The sequence below is a fragment of the Cupriavidus sp. PB-02 genome, assembly GCF_058252315.1.
Genome location: NZ_CM177695.1, coordinates 2,058,517 through 2,076,557, shown reverse-complemented (window position 1 = coordinate 2,076,557; position 18,041 = coordinate 2,058,517). Strand labels below are relative to the sequence as shown.

At 66.1% G+C, this 18,041-nt stretch carries 17 protein-coding genes; 11 read left to right on the top strand and 6 right to left on the bottom strand.

Annotated features, from left to right (window positions below):
• Window positions 1–63: 63 nt before the first annotated feature.
• Window positions 64–1,071 (top strand): Bug family tripartite tricarboxylate transporter substrate binding protein, encoded by a 1,008-nt coding sequence (locus AC10V3_RS30195; RefSeq protein ID WP_022539047.1) that lies wholly within the window; start codon window positions 64–66, stop codon window positions 1,069–1,071.
• Here AC10V3_RS30195 and AC10V3_RS30190 read toward each other — a convergent pair.
• From AC10V3_RS30190 to AC10V3_RS30175, 4 genes are all read right to left on the bottom strand, one after another.
• Window positions 1,068–1,673: a TetR/AcrR family transcriptional regulator gene (locus tag AC10V3_RS30190; RefSeq protein WP_022539046.1), complete on the bottom strand. Its 606-nt coding sequence runs from the start codon at window positions 1,671–1,673 to the stop codon at window positions 1,068–1,070. The two genes, AC10V3_RS30195 and AC10V3_RS30190, sit on opposite strands and share 4 nt — an antisense overlap.
• 155 nt (window positions 1,674–1,828) lie before the next feature.
• Window positions 1,829–2,350 (bottom strand): hypothetical protein, encoded by a 522-nt coding sequence (locus tag AC10V3_RS30185; protein WP_022539045.1) that lies wholly within the window; start codon window positions 2,348–2,350, stop codon window positions 1,829–1,831.
• Between the two features lie 305 nt (window positions 2,351–2,655).
• Window positions 2,656–2,961, bottom strand: a complete 306-nt coding sequence (locus AC10V3_RS30180) for an HAD family hydrolase (RefSeq protein WP_022539044.1) — start codon at window positions 2,959–2,961, stop codon at window positions 2,656–2,658.
• Window positions 2,962–3,064: 103 nt separating this feature from the next.
• Entirely contained in the window at window positions 3,065–4,006 is a 942-nt protein-coding gene (locus tag AC10V3_RS30175; RefSeq protein WP_022539043.1) for a LysR family transcriptional regulator, read from the bottom strand.
• Window positions 4,007–4,219: 213 nt separating this feature from the next.
• Between AC10V3_RS30175 and oxlT (AC10V3_RS30170) the strand changes: the two genes are divergently transcribed.
• The 8 genes from oxlT (AC10V3_RS30170) (at window position 4,220) to AC10V3_RS30135 (ending at window position 15,102) form a co-directional block, all read left to right on the top strand.
• Window positions 4,220–5,560, top strand: coding sequence for an oxalate/formate MFS antiporter (oxlT, locus tag AC10V3_RS30170; protein ID WP_349607023.1), 1,341 nt, complete (start codon window positions 4,220–4,222; stop codon window positions 5,558–5,560).
• Between the two features lie 289 nt (window positions 5,561–5,849).
• Window positions 5,850–6,773 (top strand): LysR family transcriptional regulator, encoded by a 924-nt coding sequence (locus tag AC10V3_RS30165; protein WP_490923865.1) that lies wholly within the window; start codon window positions 5,850–5,852, stop codon window positions 6,771–6,773.
• Window positions 6,774–6,909: 136 nt separating this feature from the next.
• Window positions 6,910–7,128, top strand: a complete 219-nt coding sequence (locus tag AC10V3_RS30160) for a hypothetical protein (protein ID WP_022539040.1) — start codon at window positions 6,910–6,912, stop codon at window positions 7,126–7,128.
• A 449-nt stretch (window positions 7,129–7,577) separates the two neighbouring features.
• Entirely contained in the window at window positions 7,578–7,751 is a 174-nt protein-coding gene (locus AC10V3_RS30155; protein ID WP_349607026.1) for a hypothetical protein, read from the top strand.
• Between the two features lie 129 nt (window positions 7,752–7,880).
• Window positions 7,881–9,200: an oxalate/formate MFS antiporter gene (oxlT, locus tag AC10V3_RS30150; RefSeq protein ID WP_490923864.1), complete on the top strand. Its 1,320-nt coding sequence runs from the start codon at window positions 7,881–7,883 to the stop codon at window positions 9,198–9,200.
• Between the two features lie 179 nt (window positions 9,201–9,379).
• Window positions 9,380–11,089 (top strand): NADH-ubiquinone oxidoreductase-F iron-sulfur binding region domain-containing protein, encoded by a 1,710-nt coding sequence (locus AC10V3_RS30145; protein ID WP_022539037.1) that lies wholly within the window; start codon window positions 9,380–9,382, stop codon window positions 11,087–11,089.
• A 9-nt stretch (window positions 11,090–11,098) separates the two neighbouring features.
• Window positions 11,099–13,912, top strand: coding sequence for a formate dehydrogenase subunit alpha (gene fdhF / locus AC10V3_RS30140; protein ID WP_022539036.1), 2,814 nt, complete (start codon window positions 11,099–11,101; stop codon window positions 13,910–13,912).
• A 173-nt stretch (window positions 13,913–14,085) separates the two neighbouring features.
• On the top strand, window positions 14,086–15,102 hold the full coding sequence (locus tag AC10V3_RS30135) for a zinc-binding alcohol dehydrogenase family protein (RefSeq protein ID WP_022539035.1): 1,017 nt from the start codon (window positions 14,086–14,088) through the stop codon (window positions 15,100–15,102).
• Window positions 15,103–15,178: 76 nt separating this feature from the next.
• Here AC10V3_RS30135 and AC10V3_RS30130 read toward each other — a convergent pair whose 3' ends face one another.
• Together AC10V3_RS30130 and AC10V3_RS30125 are read right to left on the bottom strand one after the other, a co-directional pair.
• Window positions 15,179–15,472 carry a GYD domain-containing protein gene (locus AC10V3_RS30130; protein WP_022539034.1) on the bottom strand — a complete coding sequence of 98 codons (294 nt, stop codon included), beginning with the start codon at window positions 15,470–15,472 and terminating at the stop codon, window positions 15,179–15,181.
• Window positions 15,473–15,787: 315 nt separating this feature from the next.
• On the bottom strand, window positions 15,788–16,309 hold the full coding sequence (locus AC10V3_RS30125; protein WP_490923863.1) for a MarR family winged helix-turn-helix transcriptional regulator: 522 nt from the start codon (window positions 16,307–16,309) through the stop codon (window positions 15,788–15,790).
• Window positions 16,310–16,448: 139 nt separating this feature from the next.
• On the opposite strand from AC10V3_RS30125, the gene badH reads away from it, so the two are divergent.
• Window positions 16,449–17,216: a 2-hydroxycyclohexanecarboxyl-CoA dehydrogenase gene (gene badH / locus AC10V3_RS30120; protein ID WP_022539032.1), complete on the top strand. Its 768-nt coding sequence runs from the start codon at window positions 16,449–16,451 to the stop codon at window positions 17,214–17,216.
• 32 nt (window positions 17,217–17,248) lie between these two features.
• Complete coding sequence (gene badI / locus AC10V3_RS30115) at window positions 17,249–18,031, top strand: 2-ketocyclohexanecarboxyl-CoA hydrolase (protein WP_022539031.1); 783 nt, start codon at window positions 17,249–17,251, stop codon at window positions 18,029–18,031.
• Window positions 18,032–18,041 lie beyond the last annotated feature (10 nt).

Sequence of the window (18,041 nt, the reverse complement as noted above, 5' to 3'; positions counted from 1 at the left end):
GCGCCGCACGGCCCCGACAGAGGGTCAGCGGCTGACCCAGCCAATCACACCGGAGGAGACCCCATGCCATTGCGCTTGCCCCAACTCAATGCCCGCCATGCCGTGCGCGCGGCCAAAGCCTGCCTGCTGGCGCTCGGCCTGGCCTGCGCCGGCGTTCAGGCCGCCGAAAACTACCCGGCCCGGCCGATCCGCTTCGTGGTGCCTTTTGCGCCGGGCGGCGTCACCGACCTGACCGCGCGTACCTTCGCCAAGTACATGGGCGATGCGCTCGGCAAGCCGCTGGTGACCGAGAACAAGCCCGGCGCGGGCGCGACCATCGGCGCCAACTTTGTCGCGCGCTCGGCGCCGGACGGCTATACGCTGCTGCTCGGTACCAACGTCACCCATGCGATCAACCCGCGGCTGCTCGCGTCGACGCCCTATGATCCACTGAAGGATTTCCAGGCAGTGGCGGTGTTCGGGCTGAACGGCAACGTGCTGCTGGTCAGCAACGAGTTTCCGGCCAAGACCTTTGCCGAGTTCCTCGCCTATATCAAGGCACGGCCCGGCAAGGTCAACTATGCGTCCGGCAGCGTCGGCAGCTCGGCGCACCTTGCGGCCGAACTGCTGAAACAGGAAGTGAAGGGCCTGGAATATACGCACGTGCCGTACGGCGGGCCTTCCGAGGCGATGTCGGGGCTGATCGGCGGACATGTGGACTTCCTCTTCGCCAACATCGGCGCGGCAGTCACGCAGGTCAAGGCAGGCAAGGTGCGGGCGCTGGCGGTGACCACCGCCAAACGCGCGCCGCAGTTGCCGGAGGTGCCGACGATTGCCGAGTCGGGCGTGCCTGGCTTCGAGGTGGTCGGCTGGATGGCGGCGTTCGTGCCCAAGGGCACGCCGGCGCCCGTGGTGGCACGGCTGAACGAGGTCATCAACCAGGCGCAGAAGAACCCGGACCTGCGCACCACGCTGGATGCGGCGGCACTGATTCCGGTGGCGGGCGCGCCGGACCAGGCCAGCCGCTTCGTCCAGGACGAGTACACCAAGTGGGGCCGCGTGATCCGCGCCGCCAATATCCCGCAGCACTAGCGCGAGGCAGGGAGCGAGCCAGCGCGCGCGCCTGGCTCCGGCCGGCACAGCAGGCCGTTAAGGATGATCTCGTAGAACTCGCTGAAGGCGTCACCGATCTTCATGCCGGTTTCCTTCAGGAACTGCTGGTTGCGCAGCCGGTGCGCGGCGCCGAGGATCGCCTCGGACACCAGCCGCGGGTTGTGCGGCGCCATCAGGCCGGCGCGCATGCCGGCTTCAAGCAGGCTTTCCAGGCCGCGCACGCGCGCCAGCTGGTAGGCATCGAAGGCCGCCTTGCCGCTGTCGATCGCATCCAGGTCGACCAGCGCCGCCTTGCTCAGTCCTGACGTATTCAGCGTTGCGTGCAGGTAGGCGGACACCGCGCGCGCCGGATCGCTTTCGCGGCGCGCCGCGGCGAAGCCCTTTTCCAGGCTGGCCGCCAGCACATCGCTGCAGATCCCTACAAACAGTGCTTCCTTGGTCGGGGCGATCTCATACAGGCGCCGCCGCGAACAGCGCATGCGCCGGGCAAGCTCGCCGATGGTCAGCGACGACACGCCTTCGGTGCTGAGCAGCCGGGTCAGTTCCTGGACAAATTCTTCGTCGGTGCGTCGCGTGGCCATGAAGCTGGGATCGGGGACATCCGCCGGGGCGCCGGCGGGGTATGGGGTCGGGATCCCGAATCTTACGACGATTGCCGTGTCGATTCTCTTCCGTGAAGTGTGCGTCCCACGTAAAGCTTGCAACCGGCTCCGCCGGAATTACCACGTGTGCTGCTTCAGCGCCTGCGCCCGGCGCGTCGCACCAGCAGCGAACCCAGCGGCAAGGCCAGCCCAAAGACCAGGTAGACCAGCGCCAGCATGCGCGGCGACAGCCGGCGCTCGAACCCGGGTGTAAGGCGGTGCGGCGTGCACTTCATGTCCACGAGGCAGGCGAGCCCCGCTACCGCGAGGCCGCTCATCACCAGCGCCGGATTACCGGCCCCATGCGCTGCCCGGCTCACCACCGCGCCTTCATAGAGCACCGCCCAGAATACCGACATCGCATGATGGATGACGTAGCCCAGCACGGTATGCCGGAACGAAGGCCGGTTTGCATGCATGGCACGCTCGCCCCAGATCCAATGGCTGACCGCGTTGACCGGCGCGGAAGCGCTGCCGCAGTCGAGCCTGCCGCCGCAGGCCAGCATGCCGGAGGACAGCAGGCTGGCACACGCGCCGGAGACTACGGCGCGGCGCAGCACGGTGGCCGCGTCCACCGCGTGCTGGTGCTCGGTGCCGGCAGCTATATCGGCCGGCATGCCCGCGCCGCAATGCTGGCTGGAGGCTTTCATGTGATAAAGGGGCGCGGCGCATGCCCGCGCCGGCTCGCCCCGGAGCGCCTGGCGGCGATGCCGTGTTGGCAAGCGAATATCGTGCCGATCGTGGCTGTACTGGCGCCTGTTCCGGTGGTTCTCTTTGGGCTTCCGGGCGCTGTTCTCGTTCCTGGCGATCTGCTGCCTGATGGTGGCGAAGACCAACTGACCGGCGCGCGCCCACCGCATCGTCGTCACAACAAAAAAGGCGAGGCCGCTCGCGCGCCTCGCCCGTAACCGATCAGGCCCCCTCAGTTGAGGTGGCCGACCGCGCGCAGGTATTCGTTCTTCTTCTCGAAGATCAGCTCGCTCAGGAAGGCAGCGTCATAGGCCGCCAGCAGGTGGGCGTGGTGTTCTTCGATATAGCGGGCCACGCGGGCTTTTTCGCATTCGATGCCGCACAGCCATTCATACATCTCGGCGTCCCAGCGGAAGCGCAGGCCCAGTTCGATAAAGGCGGCGTTGTAGGCGGCGAGCTGGGTCTCGCGCGGAATCGGTTGGTTGTCGGTGCCGACCGTGATGGCAGCGGGTCGGCTTTGCAACTGGGTCTGGTTCATGCTCGTCTCCTCGTGGCACGCTGGCGGTGGCGTTGAGACAAGCATAGGGTCGAGCATGGATTTACGATAATTAAAGTTTCATTGAGAAACCATAAGTAATCGTTTATGCATGCTGGCGGATCAATCCTTCCACCCCGGTGATCCGCTCAATCAGCCCTGACCCTTCCTCCATCAGGAATTGCTTGAACGCCAGCGCCACCGGCGGCAGCCGCTTGTTCTTGCGGTGCACCACATACCAGTTGAGCATGACCGGAAAGCCCTCGATATCGAGCACCGCCAGCTTGCCGGCCTGCAGTTCCAGCCCGACCGTATGCGCGGACAGGAAGGCGATGCCCATATTGGCGATCACCGCCTGCTTGATGGTCTCGGTGCTCTTGATCTCCATCGCGATGCGCAGGTTGGAGAGGCGCCCGGCAAAGCCTTCCTGCATCGAATTCCAGGTATCCGAGCCTTTCTCACGCGAAACGAAGGCTTCGTCGGCCAGCCCCGCCAGCGGGATATTGCGCTGGCCGACCAGCCGATGGGTGGGGGCGGCCACGATCACATAAGGGTGTGGGGCGAACACTTCGTTGATGGTGTCCATGCCCTCGGGCGGTCGCACCATCACAGCCAGGTCGGTCAGGTTGCCGGCTAGCTGGTGCAGCAATTCCTCCCGGTTATGGACCGCCAGGTTCAGCGTCACGCCCTCGTGGCGCTCCATGAACTCGGCCAGCAGCCGTGGGAAGAAATAGTCGCCGGCGCTGATCACCGCCACGTTGAGCCGCCCGCCGGAAATCCCCTTGAGCTGGGACATGGCGTCCTCGGCCTCGCGGAACTGCTGGATGATGCTGCGGCTGTAGTGCAGCATTTCATGCCCGGCCGGGGTCAGGTAGATCTTCTTGCCGAGCTGCTCGAACAGCGGCAGCCCGACGTGGTGCTCGAGCTGCCGCACCTGGGTGGAAACCGCCGGCTGCGTCAGGTGCAGCTCCTCGGCGGCACGTGAAAAGCTCATATGACGGGCGACGGTTTCAAAGACCTTGAGCTGCCGCAGCGTGGCGTTCTTCATTCCCTCGTTCCGTGCAATATATAAACGATCGTCAATACAAACGATAAAAAACTTTATGCGGTGTTGATCTTAGATTCAAGTAGCATCAATCGTCAGATTTGCATGCCGCAATGTCAGGCGCCGATCTCATCGTGACCAAGGGCCCGTTCTGAAGAGGCCCGGGAGGGTGTCCCGTCCGGGACGCAGCAAACAAGCACAAGGAGACAGAGACAGATGGCGCAATATGAAGCAGCGGCCACGCCCGGTCACGGCAACGTGAACGGGCGTGGCCTGCAGAACCGTTGGGTACAGCTCGCGATCGGGGTGGTTTGCATGGGGCTGGTAGCCAACCTGCAGTACGGCTGGACCCTCTTTGTATCACCGATGGACGCCAAGCATCACTGGGGCGCGTCCGCGATCCAGGTGGCGTTTTCCATTTTCATCGTGACCGAGACCTGGCTGGTGCCGCTGGAGGGCTGGCTGGTCGACAAGTTCGGGCCGCGCCCGGTGGTCGCCGGCGGTGCGATCTGCGCCGGGCTGGCGTGGGTGATGAATGCGTATGCGACGACGCTGCCGGAGCTGTACGCGGCGGCTGTGATAGCCGGCATCGGGGCTGGCGGCGTCTATGGGACCTGCGTCGGTAACGCACTGAAGTGGTTCCCGGACAAGCGGGGGCTGGCGGCGGGGCTGACGGCAGCGGGCTTTGGCGCCGGCGCGGCGATCACGGTGATCCCGATCGCCAACATGATCCAGAGCTCGGGCTATGAGAAGGCGTTCCTGACCTTCGGCATCCTGCAGGGCGTGTGCATCTTCGTGCTGGCGCTGCTGCTGGTGAAGCCGAAGGCGCCGAAGGGCCTGGTCGCGGCCAGGGCGGTGCTGACCAATTCGGTGGAGTACTCGCCGGGCCAGATGGTGAAGACGCCGGTGTTCTGGCTGATCTATGTGAGCTTCGTCGCGGTGGCCGCCGGCGGGATCATGGCCACGGCGCAGTTGGGCCCCATCGCCAAGGACTACGGCTTTGCCTCGATGCCGGTGACGATGCTCGGCATGACCTTGCCGCTGCTGACCATGACCCTGTCGATCGACAACCTGTGCAACGGCTTCACGCGGCCCTTGTGCGGCTTTCTGTCCGACCGGTTCGGGCGCGAGAACACGATGTTCGTGATCTTCATCGGCGAGGGGCTGGCGTTGTTCGGGCTGATGGAGCTGGGCCACAACCCGTACTGGTTCATGTTCTTCGCGGCGCTGACATTCCTGTTCTGGGGCGAGATCTTCTCGATCTTCCCGGCGCTGTGCGCGGATACGTTCGGCAGCAAGTTCGCGGCGTCGAATGCCGGCACGCTTTATACGGCCAAGGGCACGGCGGCGATGCTGGTGCCGCTGGCGTCGATCCTGTCGGCGCGAGGGGGCTGGGAAGCGGTGTTCACGGTGGCAGCGGTGGTGACCATCGCGGCCGGGATCTCGGCCAAGGTATTCCTGGCGCCGATGCGCAGGCGCTTCATCACCGGCCAGGCCGACGGCGAGGCCGTGTCCGGCGCCACCTACATGCCCGGCATGCAAAGCAAGGGAGACTAGCCCGCACACGGAGCAAGGAGGACCCTCACAAGGGGCGCGCGTCGAGCCAGGCAGCCAGCGCGCCCCGGCAGCATCGACCCGGCATGCCGGCCTGCGCTTTGCGCCGGCCGCTGCCACGAGAATGACCGACACCAAACGATGGCTGCACACAGCCACGATCCACCTAGGAGACTGCCGTGACCGGACTGAACGGAACGGTGCTTGCACCACGATGCCTCGCCACCCCCCACGCCAGGCTTGCTGACTCGCCTTGCACCCGCGATGCCGGTGCCCGCCAGGGAGCGCAGTCATGAATATCTCGCTGCCACAACTGAAAGCCTTCGCCGCGGTCGCGCGGCACAAGAGCTTTACGCGCGCGGCCGCTGAACTGGGCCTGACGCAGTCCGCGGTCAGCCGCAGCGTGCGCGAGCTGGAAGAGGAGATCGACCAGCGCCTGTTCGATCGCACCACACGCCAGGTGGAACTGACCGACGCCGGCCAGCACCTGTCGCAGCGCATCTGCCACCTGATCGAGGAAGTGGAGCAGACCCTACGCGACAGCCAGAGCGCCAGCCGTCCGTGCCAGGGCCTGGTGCAGATCGCCTCGGATCCGGTGCTCAGCTCGATGTCGCTGCCCGCGTGGCTGGCCGGCTGCCGGCAGGCGTGGCCCGCGATTGCCATCCACCTGAAGGACCGCTCGCAGGAATCGGTACTGCAAAGCGTGCGCAGCGGCGAGGTGGATTTCGGCATCTCCACCGACCCCAGGGCGGGCGACGACCTCTATTGCGAACCGCTGTGCATCGACCCCTATCACGCTGTGCTGCCTGCCCAGCATCCGCTGGCATTGCGTGACTCGGTAGGGTGGGGCGACCTGAGCGACGCCAACTTGCTGACACTGGACCAGCAGTGCGGCGTGCAGCCGGCGGTGGAGAAGGCGTTCAGCAACTACCACGTGCGCGCGGGCTCGCTGCAGTTGCTCGGGCACTTTGCCGCGGTATTCAGCATGGTGGCGCTGGGGCTGGGGATCGGCGTGGTGCCGTCGCGCGCGCAGGCGGCGGGCATGAACCCGGCCGCGGTAATGCGGCCGCTCAGGCCGCAGGTGACCTCGACCGTCATGCTTGTGCGCCGCAAGAGCCGATCGCTGAAGCCTAATGCGGCGGCGATCTGGGACGCCTTGCGCAGCCTGGAGTACAAGGAGTCACCCCCGGCGCGCCGTGAAAACACCTTGGTGTGATCGACGCTGACCATCCGCATGAATCTGTTGGATTAGTGCAAAAATTCTACTGATATATTACATACAGGATATTTACACATACTGCAGCGCACCATATAATGAAAACTCCTGATCACAACGCTACTGGAGTTTTCAAATGGAAGTCGCTCTTCTCTTCGTCCTTGGCCTGGTTCTTATCGCTGGCGGCGTCAGCATGACCATCATGCTGGCAACCCGCTTGCCGATGGAGGTACTGGCGACCGCGCAGGAGCACGGTCGCTTTGCCGGCCTGGGTTCGAACCAGGAAAGCAATGGCGTGGGCCGTGCCCGCCAGTCCCGCATCGTGCCCGCAGCCGGCGAACTGGCATACGCTTGATGCACGCCGGCAAGGCCGTGCGCCCGCGGGCGTCAAACGGCTAAAACCGCGGCCGCGCAGGCACGCAGGACGCGCACCGTTCCTGCCTGGCGGCAAACCCACGCAAGGGCTGTAGCGGCCGGCACCCCTTGTAGCAGTACCCACGGTGCGATTTCCCTGGTTGCCGCACAAGCCGGCAGGCAGGGCAGGGTTCCTCGCGAACCAGCGGCCGCCATCCCCCCTTAAGCTCGCTGCAGGCAGTCCCGCTACATGACGCCCGCAGGCGTTCCTTCCGCGCGCTCTGGCAGCCTCTCTGCCGGGCCAGCCCGCTTCCTCCCCAGGCATTTTCCGCATGATTCCAGCGCCATCCATGCGTTTCATGTATTGATTGTATTGAACTAGGGACTTTCCCGAACTGGCCTTTTCCCCGATTTTCGCGAGGCCCGATCCCCGGCATTCTGGATGCTGCCATGCGCCAGCGAATTGATGCGCCGGCACATGGCAACTGCTTGATTTCCAAAGAACTCTTGATGCTTTCGGATGCGTTATTGATGCAGCGTGCGCACCAGTCGCACTGCAGCATCGGCCAGAAAGGCGTCGATCACGGCCACCTCATGCTGCAGGGCCGCAGAGAAGTCGCTTGACTTGGTTGATATATCACATACCGTATAGCACTAGAACGGCTAAGCTGTTCGAGACCGAGAGTCACGCAAGAGGCGTCACAAGGCGCCCAACCTTCCACCTTGGCGGCATGCCGCTAACAGGAGACATCAATGGAACTGCAGCAGAGGGAGTCCACGTCGCGCTTTGCGTCGCCGTGGGTGCAATTAGCCTTCGGCGTGATCTGCATGGCGATGATCGCTAACATGCAGTATGGCTGGACGCTGTTCGTCAACCCGATTGATGACAAGTACCACTGGGGCCGTACGGCGATCCAGGTGGCCTTCACCATCTTCGTTGTTACTGAAACCTGGCTGGTGCCGATCGAGGGCTACCTGGTCGACAAGTATGGCCCGCGCCCGGTGGTAGTGGGCGGCGGCCTGCTGTGCGCGATTGCGTGGGCCCTGAACTCGGTGGCGTCGTCGCTGCCGATGCTGTACTTCGCGGCGGCCATCGGCGGTATCGGTGCCGGCGCCGTGTATGGCACCTGCGTGGGCAACGCGCTCAAGTGGTTCCCGAATCGCCGGGGGCTGGCGGCGGGGATTACCGCGGCGGGCTTCGGCGCGGGCTCCGCGATGACGGTGGTGCCCATCGCCAACATGATCAAGTCCTCGGGCTATGAAGCCACGTTCCTGTGGTTCGGCCTCGGCCAGGGCCTGATCGTGTTCCTGCTGGGCATGGCCCTGTACCCGCCGTCGGCCAAGATCCTGAGCGAGGTCAAGTCGTCGCTGAAGGCTGCCGCGACCTACAACGCCACGCCGCGCCAGGTACTGAAGTCGCCGATCTTCTGGATCATGTACGGCATGTTCGTGATGATGGCCGCCGGCGGCCTGATGGCCACCGCGCAGCTCGGCCCGATCGCCAAGGACTTCGGCCTGCACGATTCGCCGGTGTCGATCCTCGGCCTGACGCTGCCCGCGCTGACCTTCGCGCTGACCATCGACCGCGTGCTCAACGGCCTGACCCGACCGTTCTTCGGCTGGATCTCGGACCATATCGGCCGCGAGCGCACCATGTTCTTCGCCTTCGCGGTAGAGGCCGTAGGTATCCTGCTGCTGTCCAAGTACGGCCACAACCCGGTTGCCTTCGTGGTCCTGACGGGCGTGGTGTTCTTTGCCTGGGGTGAGATCTACAGCCTGTTCCCGGCTACCTGCGGCGATACCTTCGGTCCGAAGTTCGCCGCCACCAACGCCGGCCTGCTGTACACCGCCAAGGGCACGGCCGCGCTGCTGGTGCCGTTCTCCAGCGTGATCACGGCCGCCACCGGCGACTGGCATGCGGTGTTCATGCTCGCCTCCGCCATGGCGGCACTGTCCGCGATCCTGGCGTTGTTCGTGCTCAAGCCGATGCGCGAAGCCCATGCCCGCAAATATGTGCATGCCAATACCTCGGCGCCGATGGGCTACCGCGCCGTGCCGGAAGACCTGACCTGATGAAGAAAGCAGTACGGCGCCCCGGCGCCGGCATCACCCGGGTGTGGCGGCTGCGATGCCTGCACAGCGGCCTCGCCCGGTAGCACAATATGACAACAACAAAGCACGACAGGAGAGCCGCCCGCCGGGCGCCTCCTGATTGCGCATCCGAACCCCACAAAGAGAATCCAGGCACCGCCATGAACCAGGTTGTCATCCCCCTCGAGGCGACAGGACTCGGCCGGCAGCGCAAGCGCCGCCAGCCCAAGGGCCGGCAGGTCGACCCGGCCGCGCTGGCCGAAGTGCGCGTGGCGCTGGGCGACATGCCCCGCCGGCGCGACCTGCTGATCGAACACCTGCACTGCATCAACGACCGCTACGGCCAGCTCGCGATGCCGCACCTGGTGGCGCTGGCCAGCGAACTGCGCCTGTCGATGACGGAGGTGTACGAGGTCGCGACCTTCTACCATCACTTCGACGTGGTGCGCGAGGACGCCGACGGCGAGATCGCGCCGCCACCCGCGCTGACCGTGCGCGTGTGCGAAGGCATCGCCTGCGAACTGGCGGGTGCGCAGGCGCTGATCGACAAGCTGCCGGCGCTGCTGGGCACCGAAGTGCGCGTCGTCGCGGCACCGTGCATCGGCCGTTGCGAGAAGGCGCCCGCGGCGCTGGTCGGCCAGCATCCGGTCGATGGCGCGACCGCTGAAACGATCGAGGCAGCGGTGCAGGCCAGGGCCGTGCGCCACGAGCCCGAACCCTATATCGACTACGACGCCTATCGCGAAGGCGGCGGCTATGCCTTGCTGAAGTCGCTCGCCGCCGGCGACCTGGACCCTGCCGCCGTGCTCTGCACGATGGAGGACTCCGGCCTGCGCGGCCTGGGCGGCGCGGGCTTCCCGACCGGGCGCAAATGGCGCATCGTGCAGAACGAGCCCGCGCCCCGGCTGATGGCCGTCAATATCGACGAGGGCGAGCCCGGCACCTTCAAGGACCGCGTCTACCTGGAGCGCGATCCGCACCGTTTCCTGGAAGGTATGCTGATCGCCGCGACCGTGGTCAACGTGTCAGCGATCTATATCTACCTGCGCGACGAATACGCCGGCTGCCGCGCGCTGCTGGCCGAAGAACTGCGCCGGTTGCACGAACATCCGCCAATCCCCGGCCTGCCAATCATCGAGCTGCGCCGCGGCGCGGGCGCCTATATCTGCGGCGAAGAATCGGCCATGATCGAGTCGATCGAAGGCAAGCGCGGCATGCCACGGCTGCGCCCGCCGTATGTGGCGCAGGTGGGCCTGTTCGGCCGGCCCACGCTGGAGCACAACTTCGAGACCCTGTACTGGGTGCGCGACATCATCGAGAAGGGCGCCGAGTGGTTTGCCTCGCAGGGGCGCAACGGGCGCAAGGGGCTGCGTTCGTTCTCGGTCTCCGGCCGTGTGAAACGGCCTGGCGTACACCTGGCGCCAGCGGGCATCACCGTGGGCGAACTGATCGACGAGTACTGCGGCGGCATGCTCGATGGCCACGCGTTCTATGGCTATCTGCCGGGCGGCGCGTCGGGCGGCATCCTGCCGGCATCGATGGGCAATATCCCGCTGGACTTCGACACGCTGCAGCCCTACGGCTGCTTTATCGGCTCGGCCGCGGTGGTGATCCTGTCCGACCAGGACAGCGCCACGCAGGCAGCGCGCAACCTGATGCACTTCTTCAAGCACGAGTCCTGCGGGCAATGCACACCGTGCCGCACCGGCACCGCCAAGGCGCTCGACCTGATCCGCCAGCCGAAGTGGGACCTGTCGGCGCTGGATGACCTGTCCGCGGTGATGCGCGATGCATCGATCTGCGGGCTGGGGCAAGCCGCGCCAAATCCAGTCGACTGCGTGATCAAGTACTTCCCGCACGAACTGGCCTGAGAGACTGACATGAATGCACTAACCCGCGCCGAACGCGCGCTTGTCGAATCCGCCGAGCCAGCCGTCACCTTCACGCTCAATGGCCGCGACGTATCCGCGCAGCCCGGCGAGAGCCTGCTCAAGGTGGCCCAGCGCGAAGGCTTCGATGTCCCGCACCTGTGCTACAAGGACGGCCTCGAACCCGCCGGCAACTGCCGCGCCTGCATGGTCGAAATCAAGGGCGAGCGCGTGTTGGCCCCGTCCTGCTGCCGCTATCCCGCCGAAGGGATGCAGGTACAGACCGAGTCCGAGCGCGCCCTCCGTGCGCAGCGCACCGTGCTGGAGCTGCTGCAGTCGGACATGCCGGAGACCGAATACACCCGCAACAACGAGCTTGACCAGTGGGCCGCGAAGCTGGAAATCGGCAAGCCCCGCTTTGCCCCGCGCGAACGCGTGGCGGCGGACCTGTCGCACCCGGCCATTGCCGTCAACCTGGATGTCTGCATCCAGTGCACCCGCTGCCTGCGCGCCTGCCGCGACGAGCAGGTCAACGACGTGATCGGCCTGGCGCTGCGCGGCGACGAAGCCCGCATCGTGTTCGACATGGACGACCCGATGGGCGCCTCCACCTGCGTGGCCTGCGGCGAATGCGTGCAGGCGTGCCCGACCGGCGCGCTGATGCCCGCGCGCGACGCGGCGCTGGCGGTGCCCGACAAGCAGGTGGACTCGGTCTGCCCGTATTGCGGCGTGGGCTGCCAGCTGACCTACAACGTCAAGGACAACCGCATCCTGTTCGTGGAAGGGCGCGACGGCCCGGCCAACCACCAGCGGCTGTGCGTGAAAGGCCGCTACGGCTTCGACTACGTACAGCACCCGCAGCGGCTGACGGTGCCGCTGGTGCGCCGCGAAGGCGTGCCCAAGCGCGGCGATTTCGTCATGGACCCGGACCACGTGATGGACGTGTTCCGCGAAGCCACGTGGGAAGAGGCGCTGGCGCTGGCCGGCGGCAAGCTCGCACAGATCCGCGATACGCACGGCAAGCGCGCGCTGGCAGGGTTTGGGTCGGCCAAGGGCAGCAATGAAGAGGCCTATCTGTTCCAGAAACTGGTGCGCACCGGGTTCGGCAGCAACAACGTCGACCACTGCACGCGGCTGTGCCATGCCTCGTCGGTGGCGGCGCTGCTGGAGGGCATCGGCTCGGGTGCGGTCTCGAATCCGGTGATGGATGTCGACAAGGCCGAGGTCGTGATCGTGATCGGCGCCAACCCGACCGTGAACCACCCGGTGGCGGCGAGCTGGATCAAGAACGCGGTGAAGAACGGCACCAAGCTGATCGTGGCCGATCCGCGCCGCTCCGACCTGGCGCGCTTTGCGCATCGCTTCCTGCAGTTCAAGCCCGATGCGGACGTGGCGCTGCTCAACGCGATCATGCATGTGATCGTCGCCGAGGGCCTGGTGGACAAGGACTTCATCGACGAGCGCACTATCGGCTTCGACGAGCTGCAGCGCAACGTGGCGGCGTACAGCCCCGAACTGATGGCGCCGGTGTGCGGCATCGAGGCCGAGACCATCCGTGAAGTCGCGCGGCTCTATGCGACCTCGAAGGCGTCGATGATCCTGTGGGGCATGGGCGTGTCGCAGCACGTGCACGGCACCGACAACGCGCGCTGCCTGATCGCGCTGGCGCTGATGACCGGCCAGATCGGCCGCCCCGGCACCGGACTGCATCCGCTGCGCGGGCAGAACAATGTGCAGGGCGCGTCCGACGCCGGCCTGATCCCGATGATGTATCCGGACTACCGCCGGGTGGACGACCCGTCCGCGATCGAAAGCTTCGAGGCGCTGTGGGGCATGCCGCTGGACCGCCAGCCGGGCCTGACCGTGGTCGAGGTGATGCAGGCGATCGAGCGCGGCGAGGTGCGGGGCATGTACATCATGGGCGAGAACCCGGCAATGTCCGACCCTGATGCCGAGCACGCGCGCGACGCGCTGGCCTCGCTCGACCACCTGGTGGTGCAGGACATCTTCCTGACCGAGACCGCCTACCTGGCCGACGTGGTGCTGCCGGCCTCGGCCTTCCCGGAGAAAACCGGCACCTTCACCAACACCGATCGCACCGTGCAGCTCGGCCGCCAGGCGCTCAACCCGCCGGGACAGGCGCGCCAGGACCTGTGGATCATCCAGCAGATGGCGGCGCAGTTCGGCCTCGACTGGCATTACGACAGCGTGGCGGACGTGTTCGACGAGATGCGCCATGCCATGCCCAGCATCGGCGGCGTGACCTGGGAGCGGCTCGAGCGCGAGCACGCCGTGACCTACCCGTGCAAGGAAGAGGGCGACCCCGGCGAGCCGGTGATCTTCACCGACAGCTTCCCGACCGCCAGCGGGCGCGGGCGCTTCGTGCCGGCCGATATCATCCCCGCGGCCGAGCGGCCCGATGGCGACTACCCGATGGTGCTGATCACGGGCCGCCAGCTCGAGCACTGGCATACCGGCAGCATGACGCGGCGCGCCGGGGTGCTGGATGCGATCGAGCCGGACCCGGTGGCGCTGGTGCATCCGCTGGACCTGGATGCGCTGGGCGGCAAGCCGGGCGACGTGGTCACGCTGTCGTCGCGGCGCGGCGAGGTCGTGCTCTATGCACGGGCCGATGCCGGCACGCCGCGTGGGGCGGTGTTCGTGCCGTTCTGCTACTACGAGGCGGCGATCAACAAGCTGACCAACTCGGCGCTGGATCCGTTCGGAAAGATTCCGGAGTTCAAGTACTGTGCGATAAGCATGAAGCTGGGTGGCGAGGCGCCGGTGCAGTCGAGCTACGGCGGGGGGCAGATCCTGGCCGTATAGCAGTTGCCGCGACAAACAGCAGGGCCGTTCTGCGCCGGTGGCGCAGGCGGCCCTTTTTCAATGGCGCCGATTTTCCTGATTTCCGGGAAATTGATTGTCATAGTTTCCGGCTAATCAAATTAATCCAGACGGGCTACGCTTGAGTCCATTCCCGACACAACCGGAGCCCCGCCATGAAAGCCATAGGCCTGACCCAATACCTGCCCATCTCCGACCCGCGCTCCCTGCAGGAGGTCGAGATCGACAAGCCCACCCCCACCGGCCACGACCTGCTGGTCAAGATCGAAGCCATCGCCGTCAACCCGGTCGACACCAAGGTGCGCGCGCCCAAGCCGCAGGTCGAACCCGCGCCGCGCGTGCTGGGCTGGGACGCAGCCGGCACGGTGGCCGCCGTCGGGCCCGGCGTGACGCTGTTCAAGGTCGGCGATCCCGTCTATTACGCCGGCAGCATCACCCGGCCCGGCACCAATGCCGAATATCACCTGGTCGACGAACGCATCGTCGGCCACAAGCCCGCCTCGCTCGATTTTGCCAATGCGGCGGCGCTGCCGCTGACGGCGATCACCGCCTGGGAGGCGCTGTTCGATCGCCTGGGCATTTCGCCCAAGGGCGACCACGCCGGCCGTTCGGTGCTGATCATCGGCGGCGCCGGCGGCGTGGGCTCGATCGGCATCCAGCTGGCCAAGGTGCTGGCCGGGCTGACCGTGATCGCAACGGCATCGCGGCCGGAGTCGCAGGAATGGTGCCGCAAGCTGGGCGCCGACCATACCGTGGATCATCGCGGCGATCTGCCGGCGCAGTTGAAGGCGTTGGGGTTTGCCGGGGTCGACTACATCCTCTGCTTCAACGACACCGACGGCCATTTCCCGGCGATGGCCGAGCTGGTCGCGCCACAGGGCAAGATCTGCACGATCGTCGAAAACGCGCGGCCGCTGCCGGTGGAACTGCTCAAGAGCAAGAGCGCGACCTTCGTATGGGAATTCATGTTCACGCGCGCAATGTTCGGCACGCCGGACATGATCGCGCAGCACCGGCTGCTCAACGAGGTGGCGAGGCTGGTCGATGCCGGCCGGCTGCAGACCACACTGGGCGAGAACCTGGGCCGCATCAGTGCCGAGAACCTGCGGCGCGCTCACGCCATGCTGGAGGGCGGGCGCACTATCGGCAAGCTGGTGCTGGAAGGCTTCTGAGGCGTCGCGCAGGCTGCCGCAGGCAACGACGCCCCCCGGGTTGGCCCCGGCGGGCGTTTTTCGTTCTTGAGGCGGATCAGGACATCTTGCCGAGGATGGCCTGCATCTCGTCGGCATTGAAGGCGCGCAGGGTCTCCGTGCGCACGTTCCCCAGTGAGCCAACGGCCAGCCCGAAGGCGGTCATGCTGGCGTCGTCCGGCGCCTCGACGGTGAGCACGATGTCGTATTCGCCCAGCGTCCAGTAGATGTCCTTCATCTCCACGCCGAAGCGCGCGCCCATCTCGCGCACGGCGGCGGCGCGCTTGGTGGTGTCCTTGACGGCGCGGATGCCCTGGTCGGTGAAGCTGGCTAGCACGATGTAACGGGTCATGGCGGGATCTCCTGTCTGGATGGATCGAACGCCGTCCCGGCCGTACGCACGGCGCGAATCGCCGCAATCGGCCGGGGCAGTGGTTCAGGGCTTCGGAGCAAGGGCGGGCGGCCGGCACCGTGGCCGGCGTGGTGGCCGCCGCGGGCAAGGCGTGAAATGCATGGCGCCTCGCCGGGCATGCACCCGGATATCTGAGCAACTTCGTACCGACGCATATTGCGCGCCAGTCGGCGTGGCAGGCCGCAATGCGGGCAACGGCCGCGCCGCGTGGTTGGGCAGCGGGCCGGTGTGTTTCAGGTGCGATACAGCTAACGGTCAGTCCGACGGGTCGCCGACGTCTGCGCCCTCAGGCGTGTCGAGCGCCCGCATGTTGTCCAGCAGCTTAAGCAAGTAGTGCAGCGTGTGGGTCAGGTCGTTGGTCGAAAAACCGTCGAGCGCCCGCTCGTAGTAGTCGCGGATCTTGGGCTGCGCCTGGTGCAGCCAGACCCCGCGGCCCGGCTCGCTCATTCGCACCAGCCGCGAGCGGCGGTCGCGCCCGTCCGGCGCCAGCGTTATGTGGCCGTCGCGTTCCATACGGCTGACCAGCCCCGACAGGTTCTGCCGGCTCACCATCAGATAGCGGGCCAGGTCGCCCACGCTCATGCCGTCGGCCGCCTCCGGGCGCGACAGCGCGCCCAGCACGGCCCATTGCTGCGTGGTCAGGCCTTCCGCCTCGACCGCCCGCGAGCCCGTTTTATGCAACATGTTTGCGCATTGGTAGAGCCGGAAGAACAGCCGGTTGGCCAGTTCCATGCGTGCATTTGTCGGGAGTTCTCCTCCCGTGTCGGGGTTAACCATAGTCGTTTCCATCGGGTTGGCGCCTTGCGCGGACTGCGGCTGCCTCCTATTATAGGTAAATATATTTACCTAATTCGCGGCGCAGGTGTCGGCGGCATCGCCCGGCACGATAGCACCGTAACCCTGAAAGGAGAACGCTGTGCAAGGACTCGAAGACAAGACGGTCATCGTGACCGGTGGTGGTGGCGGCATCGGCAGCGCAACCTGTTTGCGCTTTGCGCGGGCGGGAGCGGCGGTCGGCGTGCTCGACCTGAACCCGGAAGCGGGCGAACGCGTGGCCGCGCAGATCCGCGAGGCCGGCGGTCGCGCGCTGGCAATGCGTTGCGATATCACCGACCGCGCCAGCGTCGATGCCGCGGTCGCCGCGGTGGAGCGGGAACTGGGCCCGGTGGATGTACTGGTCAACAACGCCGGCTGGGATGTGTTCCGTCCCTTTATCAAGACCGAGCCCGCGCAATGGGAACGGCTGATCGCCATCAACCTGACCGGCGCGCTGCACATGCACCACGCGGTGCTGCCCGGCATGGTCGAGCGCAAGCGCGGGCGCATCGTCAATATCGCCTCCGACGCCGCGCGCGTGGGCTCGTCCGGCGAAGCGGTCTATGCCGCGTGCAAGGGCGGGCTGGTGTCATTCTCCAAGACCATCGCGCGCGAGCATGCGCGCCACGGCATCACCGTCAACGTGGTGTGCCCTGGGCCGACCGAGACCGCGCTGTTCGAAGACTACAAGCAGGGCGCGGGCAACCCCGAGAAGCTGGTGGAAGCCTTTACCCGCTCGATCCCGCTGGGCCGCATCGGCCAGCCCGACGACCTGCCCGGCGCGGTGCTGTTCTTTGCCGGCGACGACGCTGCCTTTATCACCGGCCAGGTGCTGAGCGTGTCGGGCGGCCTGACCATGAACGGCTGAACCCACCACACAACCAGATCACGGAGATCACCATGCAATACGAAGACATCCTGTACGAAGTGCGCAACGGCGCCGCCTGGATCATCATCAACCGCCCGGAAAAGATGAACGCCTTCCGCGGCCGCACCTGCGACGAGCTGATCCACGCCATCAACCGCGCCGGCTATGACCGCGAGATCGGCGCCATCGTGCTGGCCGGTGCCGGCGAGAAGGCCTTCTGCACCGGCGGCGACCAGTCCGCGCACGAGGGCCAGTACGACGGCCGCGGCACCATCGGCCTGCCGATGGAAGAACTGCACAACGCCATCCGCGACGTGCCCAAGCCGGTGATCGCACGCGTGCAGGGCTATGCCGTCGGCGGTGGCAACGTGCTGTGCACGATCTGCGATTTCACCATCGCGTCGGAGAAGGCCGTGTTCGGGCAGGTCGGGCCGAAGGTCGGCTCGGTCGACCCGGGCTACGGCACTGCCTTCCTGGCGCGCGTGGTGGGCGAGAAGAAGGCGCGCGAGATCTGGTACATGTGCCGCCGCTATCCGGCCGCGGAAGCGCTGGCGATGGGGCTGGTCAATGCGGTGGTGCCGCACGAGCAGCTCGATGCCGAGGTGCAGAAGTGGTGCGACGAGATCATGGAAAAGAGCCCCACCGCGATCGCCATCGCCAAGCGCTCCTTCAATATGGATACCGCGCACCAGAGCGGCATCGCCGGCATGGGCATGTACGCGCTCAAGCTCTATTACGACACCGAGGAATCGCGCGAGGGCGTGCGCGCCTTCCAGGAAAAGCGCAAGCCCGAGTTCCGCAAGTACGCCAAGTAAGCCTTGCCGT